The sequence below is a fragment of the Ramlibacter sp. bp-362 genome (assembly GCF_054956735.1).
In genome coordinates this window covers 48,848-67,857 of record NZ_JBUDXE010000015.1, presented here as the reverse complement: position 1 = coordinate 67,857, position 19,010 = coordinate 48,848, and the positions used below count along the sequence as shown (strand labels likewise).

At 71.4% G+C, this 19,010-nt stretch carries 20 protein-coding genes; 7 read left to right on the top strand and 13 right to left on the bottom strand.

The window, feature by feature from the left end; all coding sequences use genetic code 11:
- Positions 1-12: 12 nt before the first annotated feature.
- On the top strand, positions 13-339 hold the full coding sequence (locus ACY0MJ_RS18580) for a KGG domain-containing protein (protein WP_462640028.1): 327 nt from the start codon (positions 13-15) through the stop codon (positions 337-339).
- Positions 340-397: 58 nt separating this feature from the next.
- Here ACY0MJ_RS18580 and ACY0MJ_RS18575 read toward each other — a convergent pair whose 3' ends face one another.
- From ACY0MJ_RS18575 to mdeB, 12 genes are all read right to left on the bottom strand, one after another.
- On the bottom strand, positions 398-574 hold the full coding sequence (locus ACY0MJ_RS18575) for a hypothetical protein (RefSeq protein ID WP_462640027.1): 177 nt from the start codon (positions 572-574) through the stop codon (positions 398-400).
- Between the two features lie 123 nt (positions 575-697).
- Positions 698-1,165 (bottom strand): CBS domain-containing protein, encoded by a 468-nt coding sequence (locus ACY0MJ_RS18570; RefSeq protein ID WP_462640026.1) that lies wholly within the window; start codon positions 1,163-1,165, stop codon positions 698-700.
- 125 nt (positions 1,166-1,290) lie between these two features.
- A complete protein-coding gene (locus tag ACY0MJ_RS18565) occupies positions 1,291-2,262 on the bottom strand; it encodes a 2-hydroxyacid dehydrogenase (RefSeq protein WP_462640025.1) in 972 nt (323 codons plus the stop codon).
- A complete protein-coding gene (locus ACY0MJ_RS18560; protein WP_462640024.1) occupies positions 2,259-3,206 on the bottom strand; it encodes a sugar kinase in 948 nt (315 codons plus the stop codon). Before ACY0MJ_RS18560 ends, ACY0MJ_RS18565 begins: the two co-directional genes overlap by 4 nt.
- A complete protein-coding gene (locus ACY0MJ_RS18555) occupies positions 3,203-3,985 on the bottom strand; it encodes a sugar phosphate isomerase/epimerase family protein (RefSeq protein ID WP_462640023.1) in 783 nt (260 codons plus the stop codon). Before ACY0MJ_RS18555 ends, ACY0MJ_RS18560 begins: the two co-directional genes overlap by 4 nt.
- Positions 3,985-4,767 carry an amino acid ABC transporter ATP-binding protein gene (locus ACY0MJ_RS18550; RefSeq protein ID WP_462640022.1) on the bottom strand — a complete coding sequence of 261 codons (783 nt, stop codon included), beginning with the start codon at positions 4,765-4,767 and terminating at the stop codon, positions 3,985-3,987. The genes ACY0MJ_RS18555 and ACY0MJ_RS18550 overlap by 1 nt, the downstream gene beginning before the upstream one ends.
- Before the next feature lie 19 nt (positions 4,768-4,786).
- Positions 4,787-5,575, bottom strand: a complete 789-nt coding sequence (locus ACY0MJ_RS18545) for a transporter substrate-binding domain-containing protein (RefSeq protein ID WP_462640021.1) — start codon at positions 5,573-5,575, stop codon at positions 4,787-4,789.
- A 38-nt stretch (positions 5,576-5,613) separates the two neighbouring features.
- On the bottom strand, positions 5,614-6,267 hold the full coding sequence (locus ACY0MJ_RS18540; protein WP_462640020.1) for an amino acid ABC transporter permease: 654 nt from the start codon (positions 6,265-6,267) through the stop codon (positions 5,614-5,616).
- Positions 6,267-6,938: an amino acid ABC transporter permease gene (locus ACY0MJ_RS18535; RefSeq protein WP_462640019.1), complete on the bottom strand. Its 672-nt coding sequence runs from the start codon at positions 6,936-6,938 to the stop codon at positions 6,267-6,269. The genes ACY0MJ_RS18540 and ACY0MJ_RS18535 overlap by 1 nt, the downstream gene beginning before the upstream one ends.
- 116 nt (positions 6,939-7,054) lie before the next feature.
- Positions 7,055-8,092, bottom strand: coding sequence for a LacI family DNA-binding transcriptional regulator (locus ACY0MJ_RS18530; protein WP_462640018.1), 1,038 nt, complete (start codon positions 8,090-8,092; stop codon positions 7,055-7,057).
- 474 nt (positions 8,093-8,566) lie between these two features.
- Positions 8,567-9,385 (bottom strand): creatininase family protein, encoded by an 819-nt coding sequence (locus tag ACY0MJ_RS18525; protein ID WP_462640017.1) that lies wholly within the window; start codon positions 9,383-9,385, stop codon positions 8,567-8,569.
- Positions 9,386-9,394: 9 nt separating this feature from the next.
- Positions 9,395-12,007 (bottom strand): alpha-ketoglutarate dehydrogenase, encoded by a 2,613-nt coding sequence (mdeB, locus tag ACY0MJ_RS18520; RefSeq protein WP_462640016.1) that lies wholly within the window; start codon positions 12,005-12,007, stop codon positions 9,395-9,397.
- A 104-nt stretch (positions 12,008-12,111) separates the two neighbouring features.
- On the opposite strand from mdeB, the gene ACY0MJ_RS18515 reads away from it, so the two are divergent.
- Both ACY0MJ_RS18515 and ACY0MJ_RS18510 read left to right on the top strand, forming a co-directional pair.
- Positions 12,112-12,582 carry an Lrp/AsnC family transcriptional regulator gene (locus ACY0MJ_RS18515; RefSeq protein ID WP_462640015.1) on the top strand — a complete coding sequence of 157 codons (471 nt, stop codon included), beginning with the start codon at positions 12,112-12,114 and terminating at the stop codon, positions 12,580-12,582.
- A gap of 127 nt (positions 12,583-12,709) precedes the next feature.
- A complete protein-coding gene (locus tag ACY0MJ_RS18510; RefSeq protein WP_462640014.1) occupies positions 12,710-12,865 on the top strand; it encodes a hypothetical protein in 156 nt (51 codons plus the stop codon).
- Here the strand turns inward: ACY0MJ_RS18510 and ACY0MJ_RS18505 are convergent.
- The gene (locus ACY0MJ_RS18505) at positions 12,862-14,175 is read right to left on the bottom strand and encodes a PQQ-dependent sugar dehydrogenase (RefSeq protein WP_462640013.1); all 1,314 of its coding nucleotides are present in this window, start codon (positions 14,173-14,175) and stop codon (positions 12,862-12,864) included. The genes ACY0MJ_RS18510 and ACY0MJ_RS18505 overlap by 4 nt on opposite strands.
- Positions 14,176-14,236: 61 nt before the next feature.
- On the opposite strand from ACY0MJ_RS18505, the gene ACY0MJ_RS18500 reads away from it, so the two are divergent.
- From ACY0MJ_RS18500 to ACY0MJ_RS18485, 4 genes are read left to right on the top strand one after another with little or no spacing between them, the layout of a single operon-like run.
- Complete coding sequence (locus tag ACY0MJ_RS18500) at positions 14,237-14,971, top strand: alanyl-tRNA editing protein (protein WP_462640012.1); 735 nt, start codon at positions 14,237-14,239, stop codon at positions 14,969-14,971.
- Positions 14,972-15,011: 40 nt separating this feature from the next.
- Positions 15,012-17,147 (top strand): protein-disulfide reductase DsbD family protein, encoded by a 2,136-nt coding sequence (locus tag ACY0MJ_RS18495; RefSeq protein ID WP_462640011.1) that lies wholly within the window; start codon positions 15,012-15,014, stop codon positions 17,145-17,147.
- Between the two features lie 33 nt (positions 17,148-17,180).
- Positions 17,181-17,672 (top strand): CoA-binding protein, encoded by a 492-nt coding sequence (locus ACY0MJ_RS18490; RefSeq protein WP_462640010.1) that lies wholly within the window; start codon positions 17,181-17,183, stop codon positions 17,670-17,672.
- A gap of 4 nt (positions 17,673-17,676) precedes the next feature.
- Positions 17,677-19,002 (top strand): O-acetylhomoserine aminocarboxypropyltransferase/cysteine synthase family protein, encoded by a 1,326-nt coding sequence (locus ACY0MJ_RS18485; protein ID WP_462640009.1) that lies wholly within the window; start codon positions 17,677-17,679, stop codon positions 19,000-19,002.
- The last annotated feature ends 8 nt before the right edge of the window (positions 19,003-19,010 follow it).

The following is a 19,010-nucleotide window of genomic DNA, read 5'->3' as shown; positions in this document are numbered from 1 at the left end:
GGAGATCGTCAGATGGCTTCCAACAATCAGGGCAACCAGGGCGGCAAATCGAACCGCGGCTTCGCCTCCATGGACCCGCAGCGGCAGCGCGAGATTGCCAGCGAAGGCGGCCGTGCCGCCCACGAGAAGGGCACCGCCCACGAGTTCACCTCGGAAGAGGCGCGCGAAGCCGGCCGCAAGGGCGGCATGGCCCGCAGCGCCAACCGTCGCAGCGCGATGAACAGCTCTTCGGGCAGCAGCAACCACGCCAGCGGCAGCAACAGCGGCGGCTCGCACGGCGGCAGCGGCTCGCAGGGTGGCGGTTCGCACAGCGGCGGCGACAGCGGCGGTTCGCACTGAGCGGACGGGGAAGCCTGTCTTCCGGGGCGCCGCGAGGCGCCCTTTTTGTTGGCACGGCTCAGCCTTCGCCGAACTGCCACTCCCCGATGAGCCGCACGCGCGCGTCGAGTTCGTCCGGCAGCTCCGGCGCAGCTGCAGGCGCAGGCGGCGGTTCGGGGCTTTGTTCGCGCACCTCCTCCGCGGGCCGGGGCGACGGCACCGGAACCGGTTGCTGGAAGACGGAGGAGAAGCGCACCTGCCCAGTCTAGGCAGGCTGCGTGACCGTGCCGTGACCGAGGGGAAGGACCGCGACAAGCTCCGCAGGCCTGTCGCCGCCCCCCAACTCGGCCATCCGGGGGATGGACGCGAGGATCGCGCCTCAGCGCCTGCCCTGGCTGCTGCCCGCCTCCGAGCGGTCCGGCTCGGCCGGCGAGGAAATGTCGCCCAGCGACATGGCCACGTCGACCTCGTCGTCCGGGTTCTTGGCCGCGATGTCGCCCAGAGAGACGATGCCCACCAGCCGCTGGTTGCCATCGACCACCGGCAGGCGGCGGATCTGGGCTTCGGCCATCTCGCCGAGCACTTCGTCCACGTCGTCGTCGGGCTTCGCGCAGCGCACGTGCCCGCTCATCACGTCGGCCAGCTTCATGCCGCCGATCTCGCCCTTCTGCGCCACGCCGCGCACCACGATGTCGCGGTCGGTCACCATGCCGACCAGCTTCTCGCCATCGCACACCGGGATCACGCCCACGTTCAGTTCGTCCATGCAGCGCGCCGCGTCCACCACCGAGTCGCCCGGTTTCAGCGTGCGCACGTCGCGCGTCATGACATCCGACACCATCGTCATCGTTTGCTCCTTGCAAGCCGCCGGGTCCTGCCGGCCGATGCACCCAATCTAGCGGCCGGGCGCGCCGCCCGTGTCGGCCCGCTCGCAAGCTGGCGTAGGAAGAAGCGGCTGGGCTGCGGACGGGCTCAGCCGCCGTAGGCCGCGACGGGGGGCTCGCCGGCCAGCACCTGCAGCAGGTTGGTCGTGGCGAGCTGCGCCATCGCGTGGCGCGTCTCGTGGGTGGCCGAGCCGATGTGGGGAAGCGCCGTCACGCGCGGATGCAGCCGCAGCGGCGAGTCGAGCGGCAGCGGTTCGACCGCGAACACGTCGAGGCCGGCCGCGCGCAGCTGCCCGCGGTCCAGGGCTTCGAGCAGCGCGGCCTCCTGCACGGTGCCGCCGCGGCCGCCGTTGATGAAGATCGCACCCTGCTTCATGAGGGCGAACTCGCGCAGGCCCATGAGGCCGCGCGTCTGCTCCGTGAGCGGCAGCGTCAGCACGACGATGTCGCTGCGCGCGAGCACTTCATCCAGCGGCGCCTGCGTCGCGCGCCCGGCGAGCTCCGGCACGTCGACCGGACGCCGGTTGTGGTACAGGACGGGCATGCCGAAACCGAGCGCGGCACGGCGCGCGACGGCCTGGCCGATGCGGCCGAAACCGAGGATGCCCAGCGTCTTGCCGTGCACGTCCCAGCCGAACAGGTCCTCGCCGATGTTGCGGTCCCAGCGGCCTTCGCGCACGTGGTTGGCGAGTTCGACGAGGCGACGGCTGGTCGCCATCACCAGCGCGAACACCGTGTCCGCCGTCGTCTCCGTCAGCACGCCCGGCGTGTGGCACAGCACGATGCCGCGCGCGCGCAGGTCGGCGACCGGATAGTTGTCGACGCCCGCCGAGATGCTCGAGATCACGCGCAGCCGCAGCGCCCGGTCCAGCAGCGCCGGCGTGAACGCATAGCTGGAGCCGATCAGGCCGTCGGCCCCCGGCAGCGCCGCCTCGAAGGCGGCCTTCTGCGCAGGCTTGCGCGGATTGGCGACGACCACGTCGTGCAGCGCCGCGATGCGTTCGAGCTGGTCCGGCGGCAGCTCGCGGAACACCAGCACCGAGCGGCGCGCGGCGCTCACCATCCGCTCGCCTGCAGTTCGGCCCGCGTCGGCAGGCCTTCGGTGTCGCCCAGCACCTGCACCGCGCGGGCGCCGATCCAGGCGCCGCGCCGCACGGCGTCGGCGACGGAGCGGCCTTCCAGCAGCGCGCTCACCACGCCCACGGCGAAGCCGTCGCCGGCGCCGACGGTGTCCACCACCTGCGGCACGGGAAAGCCGGGAATGAAGCCGCGGCCCTGCTCCGCGTCGTAGTAGGCGCCTTCGGGACCGAGCTTCACCGCGACCAGCTTCGCGCCGCGCTCGCGGTAGAACGCCGCGATCGCCTCCGGCGTCGCCTCGCCGGTGAGGAAGCGGCCCTCCTCCAGTCCGGGCAGGACCCAGTCGGCCTTGACCGCCAGCGCGTTGATCTCGCGGCGCATCTCCTCCGGCGTGAGCCACAGCGTCGGGCGCAGGTTGGGGTCGAAGGAGATCGTGCGGCCGGCCGCGCGCATGACGTCCAGCGTCTTGTGGGCCGCGGCCCGCGCGCTCGCCGAGATCGCGGGGAAGACGCCGGTGGCGTGCAGGTGGCGCGCGGTCGCGAGCCAGGCGGCGTCCACGTCGTCCGGGCCCATCTGGCTCGCCGCCGAGCCCTTGCGGTGGTATTCCACGGGCGGGTCGCTCGCGTCGGTGACGCGGCCCTTGAACTGGAAGCCGGTGCGCTGCGCCGGATCGCAGGCCACGCGGCTGCAGTCCACGCCTTCGCGCTGCATCTCGCCCAGCAGGTAGCGGCCCATAGAGTCCGTGCCCAGGCGGCTCGCCCAGGCGACGCGCAGGCCCAGCCGCGCCAGCCCGATCGCGACGTTCGTCTCCGCGCCGGCGGTGCGCTTGTGGAAGGTGGGCACCTGTTCCAGCGGGCCGGGGCGGTCCGCCACGAACATCATCATCATCTCGCCGAACAGGGCGACGTCGTAGCGGAAGCCGTTCACGCGCGCGCCTCCGCGCCCAGGCTGGCCGGCACGGCGCGCAGCAGGGCGAGCTGCGCGCGCGTCACTTCCAGCAGGTCGTCGCCCACCAGCGGGAACTCGATCGCCCACGGCAGGCCACGCGGCAGCGCCCGCAGCACGGCACGCCAGGGCGCGGCCGATTCGGCCAGGGGCACCGCCACCCAGCGGTGGGGCTGGCGCTGCACGCCCTTGCAGTGCACGTAGCGCACGCGCGGCGCGCAGCCACGCGCCGCTTCCAGCGGGCACTCGCCCAGCCAGTGCCAGTTGCCCATGTCGAAGGTCATGCCCAGCGGCAGGCCGTTCGCCTCGGCGGCCGCGAAGAAGGCCTGCAGCGCCGGCAGCGTGCCGGCCGCCACGGTCTGGTCGTTCTCGATCACGAGTTCCGTGCCGCGTTCGCGCAGCACGCGTGCGAGGTGTTCGAACGCGCGCTCCGATCCGGCGGCGAAGCCGCCGATCGCCATCTTCAGCCGCGGGGCGCCGAGCGCCGCGGCGGCATCCAGCGCCCGCTCCAGCGCCGCGGCGTCCAGCGCACCGTCGCTCGCCCACAGGCCTTCGTGGCTGGAATACACGAGCGCCGCGCGGGCCTCGCGCGCGAGGGCCGCGATCGCCGGCAGCTCGCCCGCGCCGTCGACGAGCAGTTCGCTGCGCACTTCGATGCCGTCGGCGCCGGCCTGCAAGGCCAGCTGCGTGGCCCACGCCTGGCCATGGCGGCGCACTTCCGCCGCCCCGAAGGACGACAGGGAAATCAGGACCTGCTGCATCACGCCACCGCTGGCTGGTGGTGCGAGCTCAGGATCTGGCCCAGGAAATTCTTCGTCTTCTCGTGCTGCGGCGCCGTGAAGAACTGCTGCGGCGGCGCCTCCTCCACGATGCGGCCGTCGGCCATGAAGATCACGCGGTCGGCGACGCTGCGCGCGAAGCCCATCTCGTGGGTGACGCACAGCATGGTCATGCCCTCTTCCGCGAGGCTGATCATGGTGTCGAGGACCTCCTTCACCATCTCGGGGTCGAGCGCGGAGGTGGGCTCGTCGAACAGCATGATGCGCGGCGTCATGCACAGCGCCCGCGCGATCGCCACGCGCTGCTGCTGCCCGCCCGAGAGCTGGCTCGGGTACTTGTTCGCCTGCTCGGGAATGCGCACCCGCTCCAGGAACTTCATCGCCGTCGCTTCCGCCTCCTCGCGGCTGACGCCGCGGGTGCGCATCGGCGCCAGCGTGCAGTTCTGCAGGATCGTCAGGTGCGGGAACAGGTTGAACTGCTGGAAGACCATGCCCACCTCGGCGCGCACCTTGTCGATGTTGCGCTTGTGCCCGGTGAGCTCGATGCCGTCCACCACGATGCGGCCCTGCTGCACGGTCTCCAGGCCGTTGATGCAGCGGATCAGCGTGGACTTGCCGGAGCCGGAAGGCCCGCAGACCACGATGCGCTCACCGGGCGCGACCGCGAGGTCGATGTCGGTGAGCACCTGGAACTTGCCGAACCACTTCTGGACCCCTTCCATGCGGATGATGGGTTCGGCGGCGGACTGCACTCGATCGTTCATCCTGTTCCCCGCGCGGGACTTACAGCATCTTCGGCAGGTCGGCGCCCAGCCACTTGTTGTACAGCTTGTTCAGCTCGCCGTTGGCCGTGTTCTTCTCGACGAACTCGTTCACCGCCTTCAGCAGCTCGGACTGGCCCGGGCGCATGGCGACGGCCATCTCCTGCTGGCGCAGCACGAACTTGGGTTCGAAGGCGCCGGGCTGGCGCTTGTTGATCGTCGCGGCGACGGTGGTGGAGCAGCCGATCGCGTCGACCTGGCCGGACATCAGCGCCTGCATGGCCGTCGCGTCGTCGTCGAAGCGGCGGATCTCGGTGCCCTGCGGCGCGATGGCCGTCAGCGCGACGTCCTGCGTGCTGGCGCGGGCGACGCCCACGCGCAGCGGCTTCAGGTCGGCCGGGCCCTTGATGTTGGCCTTCTTCTGGCCCAGCAGCACGATGGTGGCGGCGGAATAGGGCTTGGAGAACTGGACCTGCTTGGCGCGCTCCGGCGTGATGGCCAGCGAGGCGATCAGCAGGTCGACCTTGTTGGTCAGCAGGAAGGGGATGCGGTTCGGGCCGGTGACGGGCACCAGGTTCACCTTCACGCCCCAGTCCTTGCCCAGCAGGCGGGCGACGTCGGCATCGTAGCCATCGGGCTGGTTCTGGGCGTTGGTCGTGCCGTAGGGCGGGAAGTCCACCAGCAGGCCGACGTTGATCTCGCCCTTCTTCTTCAGCTCGGCGGGGGTCTGCGCGAAGGCGGGCGCGGCGATCAGCGACACGGTGGCGGCGAGGCCGAGGGCGGCGAAGGCGCGGCGGGAGAAGGATTGCATTGCGGAAATCTCCTTGGGTGGAAAGGACGGGAAAGGCATCAGCGCACCAGCGCGCGGGCCTGGCGGCGCTCCATGCGGGCGGCCAGCAGCGACAGCGGCCAGCACAGCACGAAGTAGATGGCGGCCACCAGGCTGAAGACGATCAGCGGCTGGAAGGTGGCGTTGTTGATGATCTGGCCGGCGCGCGTCACCTCGGTGAAGCCGATGATGGCGGCGAGCGAGGTGCCCTTGATCACCTGCACGAGGTAGCCGACGGTGGGCGGCAGCGCGATCTTGAAGGCCTGGGGCAGGATCACGTCGCGCATGCGCGGGAAGTAGTGCAGGCCCAGCGCCTGCGCCGCCTCCCACTGGCCGCGCGGGATGGCCTCGATGCAGCCGCGCCAGATCTCGCCGAGGAAGGCGCTGGTGTTCAGGATGAGCGCGACGCCGGCGGCGACCCAGGGATTGACGTCGATGCCCAGGATCGGCAGGCCGAAGAAGGCCAGGAACAGCTGCAGCAGCAGCGGCGTGCCTTGGAAGATCTGCACGAACACGCCCGAGGCGCCGCGCGCGAACGCGTTCTCGCTGGTGCGCGCCAGCGCCACCAGCAGGCCGCCGATCGCGCCGCCCGCGAAGGCGATCAGCGACAACGCGATCGTCCAGCGCGCCGCCTCGACGATGTAGAGGAATTCGGAATAGCCGAAGGTGCGCATCAGCGGCGGTCCGGATAGTGGAGGGCCAAGCGGTAGACCACCCGGAACAGCGCCGAGAAGGCCATCGCCAGCAGCAGGTAGATGATCGTGACGACGATGTAGATCTCGAAGCTGCGGAAGGTCTGCGACTGCAGGTTCGCGGCCACCGAGGTCAGGTCGTCGGCCGAGATGGCCGAGACGACCGCCGAACTGAGCATCAGCAGGATGAACTGGCTGGTGAGCGCCGGGTAGATCGCCTTCAGCGCCGGCTTCAGCACGATGTGGCGGAACACCTGGTGGCGCTTGAGGTTCAGCGCCAGCCCCGCCTCGATCTGGCCGCGCGGGATGGACTCGATGCCGGCGCGGATGATCTCGGTGGCGTAGGCGCCCAGGTTCACCACCATCGCGACCAGCGCGGCGGAGTGCGCCGACCAGCGCAGCCCCAGCGCCGGCAGCGCGAAGAAGAAGAAGAACAGCTGCACCAGGAAGGGCGTGTTGCGGATCAACTCGATGTAGACGTTGACCAGCGCGCGCAGCGGCTTGGGGCCCGAGGTCTTGATCCAGGCGCAGACGATGGCCACGGCCAGCCCCAGCACGGTGGCCGTGAGCGAAAGCTGGATCGTGATCCACGTCCCGCGCAGCAGCAGCGGCCACGCGGCGAAGACGGCATCGAACTGGAAGTCGTAGTTCACTGGATCGGGGGGAGGGGCCGGCGCCCCCTCCATTGTTTCAGGTCCGCGAAAATCGCTGAAACCGGTTTCTGGGCGTCATTATAGAAACCGGTTTCAGTTCCGCCCCATCCGGGTTTTCACGGAGACCCGGGCGCGGCGGAGGAGCGGCGCGGCACCAGCGCCCCGGGCAGCAGGATCTGCCGCGGGGGCACGTCCAGGCCTTGCAGGCGTTCCAGGAGGCAGGCCGTGGCGAGCCGGCCCAGGGCGTCGGTGGGCTGGGCGACGGTGGTCAGGCCCGGGCCGACCAGGGGCGCCCACTCGGTTTCGTCGATGCCGGCGAAGCCCAGGTCGGCTCCGAAGCGCCAGCCCAGGCGGGCCACGGCTTCGGCGATGCGCAGCGTGATCACCGCATTGCTGGCGAGCACGGCGGGCTGGCGCCCTTTCGCGCGCAGGGCCTGCAGCTGCGCATCGAGTCCCGCGGGGTCGTCGACGAGCGATTCGTGGACGCCGCCGCCCACCCCGGGGTGATTCGCGAGGAAGGCCTGGAAGGCCGCGACCCGCTCCTGGCGCGAGCTGACACCAGCCACCGGCTCGGTCACGAACAGCAGCTCGTTCCACCCGGCCTGCAGCAGGTGGCTGGCAACCAGCCGCACCGCGCCCGCGTGGTCCAGCGACACGAAGTCGGCCTGCATGTTGGCGTGCCGGCGGTCGACGAGCACCACGGGCCTTCCCTGCCGCGCCGCCGCCGCGGCCGCGCCTTCGTCGTGGCCCAGCGTGTTGAGGATCAGCCCCTCCACCTGATAGGAAGCCAGCGCCTCGATCGCATCGCGTTCGCGCTGCCCGTCGTCGCCCAGGTTGAACAGCATCAGCAGGTAGCCGGCCTCCTGGCAGGCCTTCTCGGCCCCGCGCAGCACGGCGACGGAAAAGGGGTTCGTCACGTCGGCCACCACCAGCCCGATCAGGCGCGAGCGCCCGCGCTTGAGGGCCTGCGCCATGGGGCTGGGCGAGTAGCCCAGCTCGGCGATCGCGGCCTCCACGCGGGTCGCGATGCCGGGGGTGAGCAGCTCGTCGCGCCGGTTGAGGAAGCGCGAGACCGTCGCCTTGGACACGCCCGCCTTCTCCGCCACGTCGGCGATGGTGGTGCGTGGCAGCGCGGGGTGGGGCTTGGGTGGCATGCGGGGGCGGCTGAAACCAGTTTCAACGGATCTTAGCGCCCTCGCGGTTGGGTTTGGCGGGTGCCTTCGATCGGTGTCCGGGTCATCGGAGAGGTGCCCTCCGACCGGCCCGGGGCGGGGCTGCCCGTCCCTGCGAATGTCCCCCGTCGCTGCCTACGCCTGCGGCTCGGCGGCTACCTCCTCGTTGATTTCGCTGGGACGGGCAGCCCCGCCCCGGGCCTTGACGGAGTGCCTCGCTGCCCCTCACCCCACCCCTCACCCCAAAGGGGAGAGGGAGCAAGTCCGAGGAGTGGCACTCGGGAAGCGCCGGGGTGAGGCGGTCCGACTGGGCGAAATCAAGGAGGAGGGAGCGGGCCGAGCCGCAGGCGTAGGAACGCGCCGGGGGACATTCGCCAAGGCGGATCGCCTCACCCCGGTGCGAGGCCGAAGGCACCTCTCCGCGTGTCCGGCCCCACGCCGAAGACACCCAACGAATTACCGCGCCGGCCGCTCCACGATCGTAGCGAGCGGCAACTGCGCGATCTCCCGCAGCAGCACAGCCAACTGTGTGGCCGCCGCCGCCAGCACCGCCTCGCCCTTTTCCGCCGTCGCGGCGGCCGCGTTCCCCGCCGCGCCCTGCGCGTTGTAGTCCTGGATGGCCCAGCCGAGCTTGGCGCTGCGGCCGTTCCCCAGCACCGGGTACTGCGCCGCCCGCTCGCGCGAGCTGGAAGGGAAGTCGCGCGCCTGCGCCATCCGCACGGTGTGCGGCGCCAGCGCCAGCATCAGCGAGGTTTCCATGTCGCCGGCGTGCACGCCGAAGCGGTGTTCGTCGGGCGGGAACAGCCCCTCGACCGCTTCACCGAGCGGCAGGTTCCACCAGCTGCAGCCGTAGACGATCAGGTTGCAGCGCATGCGCAGTTCGCGCGCGACGATGTCCAGCAGGCTCACTTGGCCGCCGTGGCCGTTGAACAGCAGCAGCTTGCGCACGCCGGCGCGCGCCACGCCTTCGCCGATCGCGACCCAGGTCGCGATCACGGTTTCCACCGGCAGCGTCAGCGTGCCGGCGAACTGCCCGTGCTCGGGGCTGTAGCCCACCGCCTGCGTCGGCAGCACCAGCACGCGCAGCTCGGGCGACAGCTGCGGCAGCGCGCGCTCCACGATCCCGTCGACGAGGCAGCGGTCCACCGCCAGCGGCAGGTGCGGCCCGTGCTGCTCGGTCGCGCCGAGCGGCAGCACGGCCACCGTGGACGCCGGGTCCAGCGTGGCGAAGTCGGTGGTGGTGAGGTCGGCCCAGTAGCGCGAAGGGAGTGCCATCCCCCGAGGTTACGACAACGCCCAGTGCGCCGCCTTCGCGATCCCCGCCGCATCCACCCCGAAGAAGCCCCGCAGCGCCGCCCGCGTGTCGCTGCGCCCGAAGCCGTCGGTGCCCAGCGTCACGTAGCGCCGCCCCTGCGGCACGTAGGCCCGGATGCTCTCCGGCACCGCCCGCACGTAGTCGCTCGCCGCGATCACCGGGCCGCTGCCGGCGAGCAGTTCGGTCAGGTAGGGAGCGGTCTCGCCTTCCCCCGCCATCGCCCGCTGCTCGCAGGCCACGCCGTCGCGGGCCAGCTCGCTCCAGCTCGTCACGCTCACCACGTCGCAGGGGATGCCGTCGGCGGCGAGCTGCCGCGCCGCCTCGACCACCTCGCGCAGGATCGCGCCGGACCCGAGGAGCGTGACGCGTTGCCGCGCCGTGGCGTCGCCGAAGCGCGCGAAGCGGTAGCCTCCGCGGATGACGCCATCGCGTGCGTCCGCCGGCAGGTCCGGCTGCGCGTAGTTCTCGTTCATCAGCGTGACGTAGTAGAAGACGTCGCGCTGCTCCACCAGCATCTCGCGCATGCCGTGGTCCACGATCACGGCCAGCTCGCCGGCGAAGGCCGGGTCGTAGGCCTTGCAGTTGGGGATGGTGGCGGCCACGAGGTGGCTGCTGCCGTCCTGGTGCTGCAGGCCCTCGCCGGCCAGCGTCGTGCGGCCGGAGGTGGCGCCCAGCAGGAAGCCGCGGGCGCGCTGGTCCGCCGCCGCCCAGATCGCGTCGCCCACGCGCTGGAAGCCGAACATCGAGTAGTAGATGTAGAAGGGCAGCATCGCGTGCCCGTGCACGCTGTAGCTGGTGGCCGCGGCCGTCCAGCTCGCGATGGCGCCGGCCTCGCTGATGCCCTCTTCCAGGATCTGCCCGTCGAGCGCCTCGCGGTACGACAGCACGGAGCCGATGTCCTCCGGCTCGTAGCGCTGGCCGACGCTGGAATAGATGCCGACCTGCTTGAACAGGTTGGCCATGCCGAAGGTGCGCGCCTCGTCGGCGACGATGGGCACGATGCGCGGTCCGAGCTGCGCGTCCTTCAGCAGCGCGCCGAGCAGCCGCACGAAGGCCATCGTGGTCGACATCTCCTTGCCGCCCGCCTGCAGCGCGAACTGCGCGTACGAACCCGGTTCCGGCACCGGCACCACGGCGCAGGCCGTCTCGCGCCGCGGCAGGTAGCCGCCCAGCGCCTCGCGCTTCGCGTGCAGGTAGCGCATCTCCGGGCTGTCCTCGGCCGGCTTGTAGAAGGCCAGCTGCCGCGCCTGGTCGTCCGACAGCGGCAGGCGGAAGCGGTCGCGGAATTCCAGCAGCGCCGCGTCGTCCAGCTTCTTCTGGCTGTGCGTGGTCATGCGGCCCTGGCCCGCCGTGCCCATGCCGTAGCCCTTCTTGGTGTGCGCGAGGATCACGGTCGGCTGGCCGCGGTGCCGCGCGGCCGCTTCGTAGGCGGCGTGGATCTTCACGAGGTCGTGGCCGCCGCGCTTGAGCCGGTCGATCTGTTCGTCAGTCATGCCCTGCGCCAGCCGTGCGAGTTCCTCGTCCTGGCCGAAGAAGTGGTCGCGGTTGAAGCGGCCGTCCTTCGCCGCGAAGGTCTGCATCTGCCCGTCCACCGTGTGGGCGAAGGCGCGCACCAGCGCGTGGGTGGTGTCGCGCGCGAACAGGCCGTCCCAGTCGCTGCCCCACAGCACCTTGATCACGTTCCAGCCGGCGCCGCGGAACAGCGTTTCGAGCTCGTCGACGATGCGGCCGTTGCCGCGCACCGGCCCGTCCAGGCGCTGCAGGTTGCAGTTGACCACCCACACCAGGTTGTCCAGCTTCTCGCGCGAGGCGAGCGTGAGCGCGCTCGTGCTCTCCGGCTCGTCCATCTCGCCGTCGCCGAACACGCCCCACACCTTGCGGCCGCTGCAGTCCACCTGCTGGCGGTGCGTGAGGTAGCGCATGAAGCGCGCGTGGTAGATCGAGCTGATCGGCCCGATGCCCATGGATCCGGTCGGGAACTGCCAGAAATCCGGCATGAGCCAGGGGTGCGGATAGCTGGAAAGCCCCTGCGCGCCCTGCGCGGGCGCGGTGATCTCCTGCCGGTAGTGCGCGAGGTCGTCCTCGGTCAGGCGCCCCTCGAGGTAGGCGCGCGCGTAGACGCCCGGCGCGCTGTGCGGCTGGAAGAACACCAGGTCCCCGCCCTGCCTTTCATTGCGGGCGCGGAAGAAATGGTTGAAGCCCACCTCGAACAGGTCCGCGGCGCTGGCATAGCTGGCGATGTGCCCACCGAGCTCGCCGTACGCGGTGTTCGCGCGCACCACCATCGCCAGCGCGTTCCATCGCATCAGCGAGGCGAGCTTCTCCTCGATCGCCAGGTCGCCGGGGAACGCCGGCTGCCGCTCCACCGGCACCGTGTTCACGTAGGGCGTGACCAGCTCCGGCGCCCAGCCGACGGCGGGGTGCCGCGCCAGGACGGCCAGCTGGTCGAGCATGAAGCGGGCGCGCGCCGCGCCCTGCGTGGCCACGAGGGCCTGGAAGGCGTCGCGCCATTCGGCGGTTTCCAGCGGGTCGGCGTCGCCGTTCCCGTCGGCAAGGTAGCGATTGATGCTGTCGTCGGCCATGGGCCGACTGTAGGCCGGGTGGTGCCGCAGGGTGTTTCGAAAATCGCCCGGAATGGACCAGCCGCGGCATAGAATGCCGCCGACCCTTACCTCGACAGCATTCCATGCAACTCGACGCCATCGACCTGCGCATCCTGGCCGAACTGCAGCAGGACGGCTCGCTCACCAACGTCGAGCTCGCCCGGCGCGTCCACCTCTCGCCTTCGCCCTGCCTCGCCCGCGTAAAGGCGCTGGAGGCGGGCGGCGTGATCCAGCGCTACGTGGCGCTCGCCAGCGCCAAGCTGCTGGGGCTGGGGCTGAACGTCTTCATCAACATCAGCCTCAAGTCGCAGTCCAAGGAGGCGCTCGCGGAGTTCGAGCGGCGCATCGCCGAACACGACGAGGTGATGGAGTGCTACCTCATGACCGGCGACAGCGACTACCTGATCCGCGTGGCCGTCCCCGACATCGCGGCGCTGGAACGCTTCATCCTCGAGCAGCTGACGCCCATCCCGGGCATCGAGAAGATCCGCTCCAGCTTCGCGCTGAAGCAGGTCCGTTACAAGACGGCACTGCCGCTGCCGCTCCGTCCCTGACCGACACGCGTAGGCAGGCGCCGCGCTGCCGGAGGAAAGTAGCTGACTGCCGGGCAGCCTGCGGGCGGCGTCGCGATCGCGCTTCCGGCCGAATGGCGGCGGCCGCCGGCGATCGCATCATGCCTGCATGGAAACGCTGCGCACCATCGCTGAAACGGCCTGGCGGGAGAGCTGGAACCGCGCCGTCTGGCCCTCCCTGGTGCTCACCATCGCGATCGCGCTGGACCAGTGCACCCGCGGCCCTTCGATCACCGCGATGATCCTCACCAACCTCTGCAGCTAAGGCGCCGGCGCCACGCGCCACACCACGCCGCCGACGTCGTCCGCCACCAGCAGCGCGCCGCTGCGATCGAGCGCCACGCCCACCGGACGGCCCCAGGCCTTTCCCTCCGCGCTCACGAAGCCGGTGAGCACGTCGCGCGGCGGACCGGAAGGCCGGCCATTCACGAAAGGCACGAACACCACCTTGTAGCCGCTGCGCGGGCGCCGGTTCCAGGAGCCGTGCTCGCCGACGAAGGCGCCGCTGGCGAAAGGCACGGGCATGCGGGCGTCCGAGAAGGCCAAGCCCAGCGGCGCGACGTGGTTGCCCAGTGCGTAGTCGGGAACGACGGCACGCGCCACCATGTCGGGACGCGACGGCTTCACGCGCTCGTCCACGTGCGCGCCCCAGTAGCTCCAGGGCCAGCCGTAGAAGGCGCCGTCCCGCACCGAGGTGAGGTAGTCCGGCACCAGGTCGCTCCCCAGTTCGTCGCGCTCGTTCACCACGGCCCACAGCACGCCGGTGTCGGGCTGGAAGGCCATGCCGACCGGGTTGCGCAGGCCGCTCGCGAACACCCGCTTGCTGCCGGTCGCGAGGTCGATCTCCCAGATCGCGGCCCTTCCCTCCTCCTCCGCCATGCCGTTCTCGGCGACGTTGCTGTTCGAGCCGACCGAGACGTAGAGCCGGCGCCCGTCGGGGCTGGCGACCAGCCCCTTGGTCCAGTGGTGGTTGCGACCCGCGGGCAGGTCGGTCACCCTGGTGGGCGCGGCGCTCGCCTGCGTCGCGCCGGCCACGTAGGGCAGGCGCACGAGCGCGTCGGCGTTCGCCACGTACAGCTGGTCGCCCACCAGCGCCATCCCGAAGGGCGAGCGCAGGCCCGCGATGTAGACGCTGCGCAGTTCCGCGCGGCCGTCGCCGTCGGCGTCGCGCAGCAGCACGATGCGGTCCGGGCTGGGGACGCCGGCACCCGCGCGCTTCATCACCTGCTTCGCGATCCAGGCCTTGATGCCCTTGTCGCCCTGGCCAGGTGGCGGCGCGGGCTGGTTCGACTCGGCGACCAGCACGTCGCCATCGGGCAGCGCCAGCAGCCAGCGCGGATGCTGCAGCCCGCGCTGCAGCGCCGTGACGGTGAATCCCGGCGCGGCCTGCGGCTGCGCGCCTTCCGGCCAGCCTTCGGCCGGCGCGATGTGCACGGTCGGCAGCAAGGCCCTGGCCGGCGGCGGCAGCTGCGGGGACGCGCCGATGCTGGCCGCCTCGGGCAGGCGCGCCGTGTCCCCGCAGGCGGCCAGTGCGGCGAGGCACAGCAAGGCCAGGAAACGCAGCAGGCGTGCCATGCTTGCAGTGTGCATCGCCCCGCCCTGGCCGGGGCGAAAGCGAAAGCGGGACAATGCGGCCATGACGCAAGAGCTGTTCCGGCAAGACGCCTACCTCCGCGAAACGCCTGCCACCGTGGCCGCCATCGGCGAGCAGGGCATCGTGCTCGATCGCACGGTGTTCTATCCGCTGGGCGGCGGCCAAGCCGGCGACGCCGGCGTGCTGCTGCTGGCCGACGGAACGCCGCTGGCCATCGCCGACACGCGCAAGGCCAAGGATGCGGCAGGCAAGCCGACCGGCCAGATCGCGCACGTGCCCGCGGCCGGGCAGGAGGCGCTGCTCGCGCGGCTGCAGCCCGGCGACGCTGTCGTCGCCCGCATCGACTGGGAGCGCCGCCACAAGCTGATGCGCTTCCACACGACCACGCACCTGCTGTGCCACTTGGTGCCGCAGCTGGTCAACGGCTGCTCCATCACGCCCGAGTACGCTCGCCTGGACTTCAACATGACCGATCCGCTGGACAAGGACGCCTTGAGCGAAGGCATCGCGCGGCTGGTCGCCGCCGCGCACGCGGTGGAAGTCGGTTCGATCACGGACGAGGAGCTGGACGCCAACCCCGCGCTGGTCAAGAGCATGTCCGTGCAGCCGCCGCGCGGCACCGGCCGCGTGCGCACCATCCGCATCGGCGACGGCATCGACTTCCAGCCCTGCGGCGGCACGCACGTCGCCAACACCTCGGAGATCGGCCGCGTGGTCGTCACCAAGATCGAGAAGAAGAGCGCCAGCACCCGACGAGTGGTGCTGGGCTTCCTCTGAGCGTCGGAACTCGCCGCGCCCGCTGAGCTCCATTCCTGCGATGCAACTGGCCCGCCTCCTCGCCGCCGCCTGCCTGGCGGCCGCCCTCCTCCCGGCCGCGGCTGCCGCGCAGTCCGCGCGCAACGTGGTCACCACGGACCGCGTGCGTGCCGAGCTGCTGGCGCACGCGCCGCAAGGCGTCGAGCCCGGCCAGCCGCTGTGGGTGGGCCTGCAGATCGCGCACCAGCCCGAGTGGCACACCTACTGGAAGAACCCCGGCGACTCCGGCCTGCCCACCGAGCTGCACTGGACGCTGCCGCCCGGCATCGAGGCCGGCGAGATCGCCTGGCCCGTGCCGAGGAAGATCCCGGTGGGGCCGCTCGCGAACTACGGCTACGAGGGCACGGTGCTGCTGCCGGTGCCGCTCACCGTCACGCCCGCCTTCAAGCCCTCGCCCTTCGGCGACGCGAAGATCGAGCTCAAGGCGTCCTGGCTCGTGTGCAAGCGCGAGTGCATCCCGGAGGAAGGCAGCTTCAGCCTGAAGCTGCCGGTGCGCAGCACCACGGCGCTGAACGCCGCGGCGTTCCAGGCCGCGTGGGACGCGCAGCCCAAGCCGGTCGACGCGCCGGCGAGCGCGCGCGTCGAGGACGGGCAGTTGCGGGTCAGCGTGCCCGGCCTGCCCCCCGCCGCGCGCGGCCAGACGCTCGAGTTCTTTCCGGAGACGCCGGAGATCGTCGATCCCGCCGGCCGCTGGACGCAGAAGTGGGAAGGCGGCACCTGGACGGCCAGCGTGCCCCTGTCGCCGCACCGCAGCGAAGGCCCGCCGCTGCTGCCCGTCGTGATGAAGGCGGCCGATGGCCAGTCCTGGCGCAGCGAGGCGAAGGTCGCCGGCACGTGGCCCCCGCCGCCCGCGCCGATGGCCACCGTGTCGCCCGCGCTGGAGCAGGCGCTGCGCAACAACGCGGCCGCGCAGGCGCCGGCGCCAACCGCGCCGTCCACCGGCTTCCTCGCCGCGCTGCTCGGCGCGCTGCTGGGCGGCCTGGTCCTGAACCTGATGCCCTGCGTGTTCCCGGTGCTGGCGATCAAGCTCGTGGGCTTCACCAGGCACGCCGATGACCGCCGCGGCCACCGCATCGCCGGCCTCGCATACACGGCGGGCGTCGTCACTTCCTTCGCCGCGCTCGGCGGCCTGATGCTCGCCTTGCGCGCCGCCGGCGAGCAGCTCGGCTGGGGCTTCCAGCTGCAGTCGCCGTTGGTAGTGGCGGGCCTCGCGGCGCTGTTCACGCTGCTCGCGCTGAACCTCGCCGGCCTCTTCGAATTCGGCTCGGTGCTCCCGAGCAGCATCGCCAGCCTGGAGGCGCGCCACCCGGTCGCCAACGCCTTCCTCACCGGTGTGCTGGCCGTGGCGGTCGCCTCGCCGTGCACGGCGCCGTTCATGGGCGCTTCGCTGGGACTCGCCATCGTGCTGCCCGGCTGGCAGGCGTTGGCGATCTTCATCGCGCTGGGCCTCGGCCTGGCCTTGCCCTACCTGCTGGCCAGCTGGGTGCCGGCGGTCGCGCGCTGGATGCCGCGTCCGGGGCCGTGGATGGAGACCTTCCGGCGCCTGATGGCCTTCCCGCTGTTCGCCACCGTCGCCTGGCTGGTGTGGGTCCTGGGCCAGCAGAGCGGCATCGACGGCGCCGGCGCGCTGCTCGCGCTGCTGGTCGCCATGAGCATGGTCGTGTGGGCGCTGACCCTGCGCGGCCGCACGCGCGTGGCGCTCGCCTCGCTGGCGGTCGCCGGCTTGGCCATCGTCGCCTGGTCGACCGGCGGCGCGATCACGCGCGTCGCGGCTGCTCCCGTGCCGGTGGCCGGCGCGCAGGAGCGCTGGCAGCCCTGGGACGCCGCGCGCGTGCAGCAGCTGCTGGCCGAGGGCCGCCCGGTGTTCGTGGACTTCACGGCCGCGTGGTGCGTCACCTGCCAGGTCAACAAGCGCACGACCCTGGGGCGCGAGGAGCTGCTGGCCGACTTCGACGCGCGCCGCTACGTCCTGCTGCGCGCCGACTGGACCCGCCGCGACCCGGCGATCACGGCGGCCCTGGCGCAGCTGGGGCGCAGCGGCGTGCCGGTCTACGTGGTCTACCGGCCCGGCCAGCCGCCGCGGGTGCTGTCCGAGATCCTGAGCGTCGACGAAGTCCGCTCCGCGCTCGCCATGTGACGCGCCGGCCGGGTACCTGCGTACACTGGCCGCATGAGCACCATCCACGCGCTGCGCCGCATCCTCGGCACCTGCCGGACGATCGCGGTGGTGGGCCTGTCGCCGCAATGGCACCGCCCGAGTTTCTTCGCCGCGAAGTACATGCAGGAGCACGGCTACCGCATCGTGCCGGTCAACCCGTCGGCGCCGGAGATCCTGGGGGAGCGCAGCTACGCGAGCGTCACCGCCGCGGCGGAAGCGCTGGCGAAGGAGGGCCGCCGCATCGACATGGTGGACTGCTTCCGCAGGAGCAGCGACATCCCGCCGATCGCGGACGAGGCCATCGCCATCGGCGCGAAATGCCTGTGGATGCAGATCGGCGTCATCAACGAGGAGGCGGCCGCCAAGGCGCGCGCCGCCGGCCTGGACGTGGTGATGGACCGCTGCGTGAAGATCGAGCACGCGCGGCTGTTCGGCGGGCTGAACTGGGCCGGCGTGAACACCAAGGTGATCTCGGCCCGGCGGCCGCAACAGCTGTTCTACTGAGACCATGGCCGAACAAGACCACGACTACGGCTTCGGCACCCGTGCCGTCCACGCCGGCGCCATCCCCGACCCGGTGACCGGCGCGCGCGCGACGCCCATCCACCAGACCACCAGCTTCGTGTTCGACTCCGCCGAGCACGCGGCCAGCCTGTTCAACCTGCAGACCTTCGGCAACGTCTACAGCCGCATCAGCAATCCCACGGTGGCGGTGCTGGAGGAGCGCGTGGCCTCGCTGGAAGGCGGGCGCGCGGCGCTCGCCTGCGCCACCGGCATGGCGGCGCAGATGACGGCCATCCTCGCCATCGTGAAGGCGGGCGACCACATCGTGGCCGCGTCCACGCTGTACGGCGGCTCGGTCGGCCAGCTGGGGATCGGCTTCGCGCGCCTGGGCATCGAAACCACCTTCGTCGATCCGCAGGACCCGGACAACTTCCGCCGCGCGATCCGGCCCACCACGCGCGCGCTGTACGGCGAGACGCTGGGCAATCCGCTGGTGAACGTGTTCGACATCGAGGCGGTCGCCGCGATCGCGCACGAGCACGGCCTGCCCCTGATCGTGGACAACACGGTGCCCAGCCCCTACCTGTGCAACCCGTTCGCCTTCGGCGCCGACATCGTGGTGCACAGCGCCACCAAGTACCTGGGCGGGCATGGCACCACCATGGCCGGCGTGCTGGTGGAGTCGGGCAAGTTCGACTGGGGCGGCGGCCTCGCGCGCGAGAAGTTTCCCGAGATGCTGGAGCCGAGCCGCGCCTACCACGGCGTGAAGTTCTACGAGACTTTCGGCGACTTCGGCTACACGATGAAGGCCCGCATGGAGGTGAACCGTACCTTCGGCGGTTCGCTCTCGCCGCTGAACGCCTGGCTGATCCTGCAGGGCATCGAGACGCTGCACCTGCGCATGCAGGCGCACTGCCGCAACACGCGCCGCGTCGCCGAGTTCCTCAGCGACCATCCGCTGGTGGGCTGGGTGAACTACCCCGGCCTGGAAAGCTCGCCGCACTACGCGCTGGCGCGCAAGCAGTTCCGCGCCATCGACGGCCAGCCGGGCGCCTCGGGCATCCTCACCTTCGGCATCCGCGCCGACGACGCCGTGAAGGCCGGCGAGCGCTTCATCGACGCCTGCGAGTTCATGAGCCACCTCGCCAACATCGGCGACGCCAAGACGCTGGTGATCCACCCGGCCTCGACCACGCACCGCCAGCTGGACGAGCAGGAACTGGCGCGCGCGGGCGTGCGGCCGGACATGATCCGCCTCTCGGTGGGCATCGAGGACGTCGAAGACATCCTCTGGGACCTGGACCAGGCCCTGCGCCGCGCCGTGGCCTGAAGCGGCGG

Excerpts from the sequence above, each read along its gene's own strand:
- ACY0MJ_RS18540 (WP_462640020.1), bottom strand. The coding sequence starts at position 6,267 with ATGCGCACCTTCGGCTATTCCGAATTCCTCTACATCGTCGAGGCGGCG.
- ACY0MJ_RS18510 (WP_462640014.1), top strand. The coding sequence starts at position 12,710 with ATGGAAACGCTGCGCACCATCGCTGAAACGGCCTGGCGGGAGAGCTGG.
- ACY0MJ_RS18485 (WP_462640009.1), top strand. The coding sequence starts at position 17,677 with ATGGCCGAACAAGACCACGACTACGGCTTCGGCACCCGTGCCGTCCAC.
- ACY0MJ_RS18550 (WP_462640022.1), bottom strand. The coding sequence starts at position 4,767 with ATGAACGATCGAGTGCAGTCCGCCGCCGAACCCATCATCCGCATGGAA.
- ACY0MJ_RS18500 (WP_462640012.1), top strand. The coding sequence starts at position 14,237 with ATGACGCAAGAGCTGTTCCGGCAAGACGCCTACCTCCGCGAAACGCCT.
- ACY0MJ_RS18530 (WP_462640018.1), bottom strand. The coding sequence starts at position 8,092 with ATGCCACCCAAGCCCCACCCCGCGCTGCCACGCACCACCATCGCCGAC.
- ACY0MJ_RS18580 (WP_462640028.1), top strand. The coding sequence starts at position 13 with ATGGCTTCCAACAATCAGGGCAACCAGGGCGGCAAATCGAACCGCGGC.
- ACY0MJ_RS18570 (WP_462640026.1), bottom strand. The coding sequence starts at position 1,165 with ATGACGATGGTGTCGGATGTCATGACGCGCGACGTGCGCACGCTGAAA.
- ACY0MJ_RS18515 (WP_462640015.1), top strand. The coding sequence starts at position 12,112 with ATGCAACTCGACGCCATCGACCTGCGCATCCTGGCCGAACTGCAGCAG.
- mdeB (WP_462640016.1), bottom strand. The coding sequence starts at position 12,007 with ATGGCCGACGACAGCATCAATCGCTACCTTGCCGACGGGAACGGCGAC.
- ACY0MJ_RS18490 (WP_462640010.1), top strand. The coding sequence starts at position 17,181 with ATGAGCACCATCCACGCGCTGCGCCGCATCCTCGGCACCTGCCGGACG.
- ACY0MJ_RS18495 (WP_462640011.1), top strand. The coding sequence starts at position 15,012 with ATGCAACTGGCCCGCCTCCTCGCCGCCGCCTGCCTGGCGGCCGCCCTC.
- ACY0MJ_RS18545 (WP_462640021.1), bottom strand. The coding sequence starts at position 5,575 with ATGCAATCCTTCTCCCGCCGCGCCTTCGCCGCCCTCGGCCTCGCCGCC.
- ACY0MJ_RS18525 (WP_462640017.1), bottom strand. The coding sequence starts at position 9,385 with ATGGCACTCCCTTCGCGCTACTGGGCCGACCTCACCACCACCGACTTC.
- ACY0MJ_RS18505 (WP_462640013.1), bottom strand. The coding sequence starts at position 14,175 with ATGGCACGCCTGCTGCGTTTCCTGGCCTTGCTGTGCCTCGCCGCACTG.
- ACY0MJ_RS18555 (WP_462640023.1), bottom strand. The coding sequence starts at position 3,985 with ATGCAGCAGGTCCTGATTTCCCTGTCGTCCTTCGGGGCGGCGGAAGTG.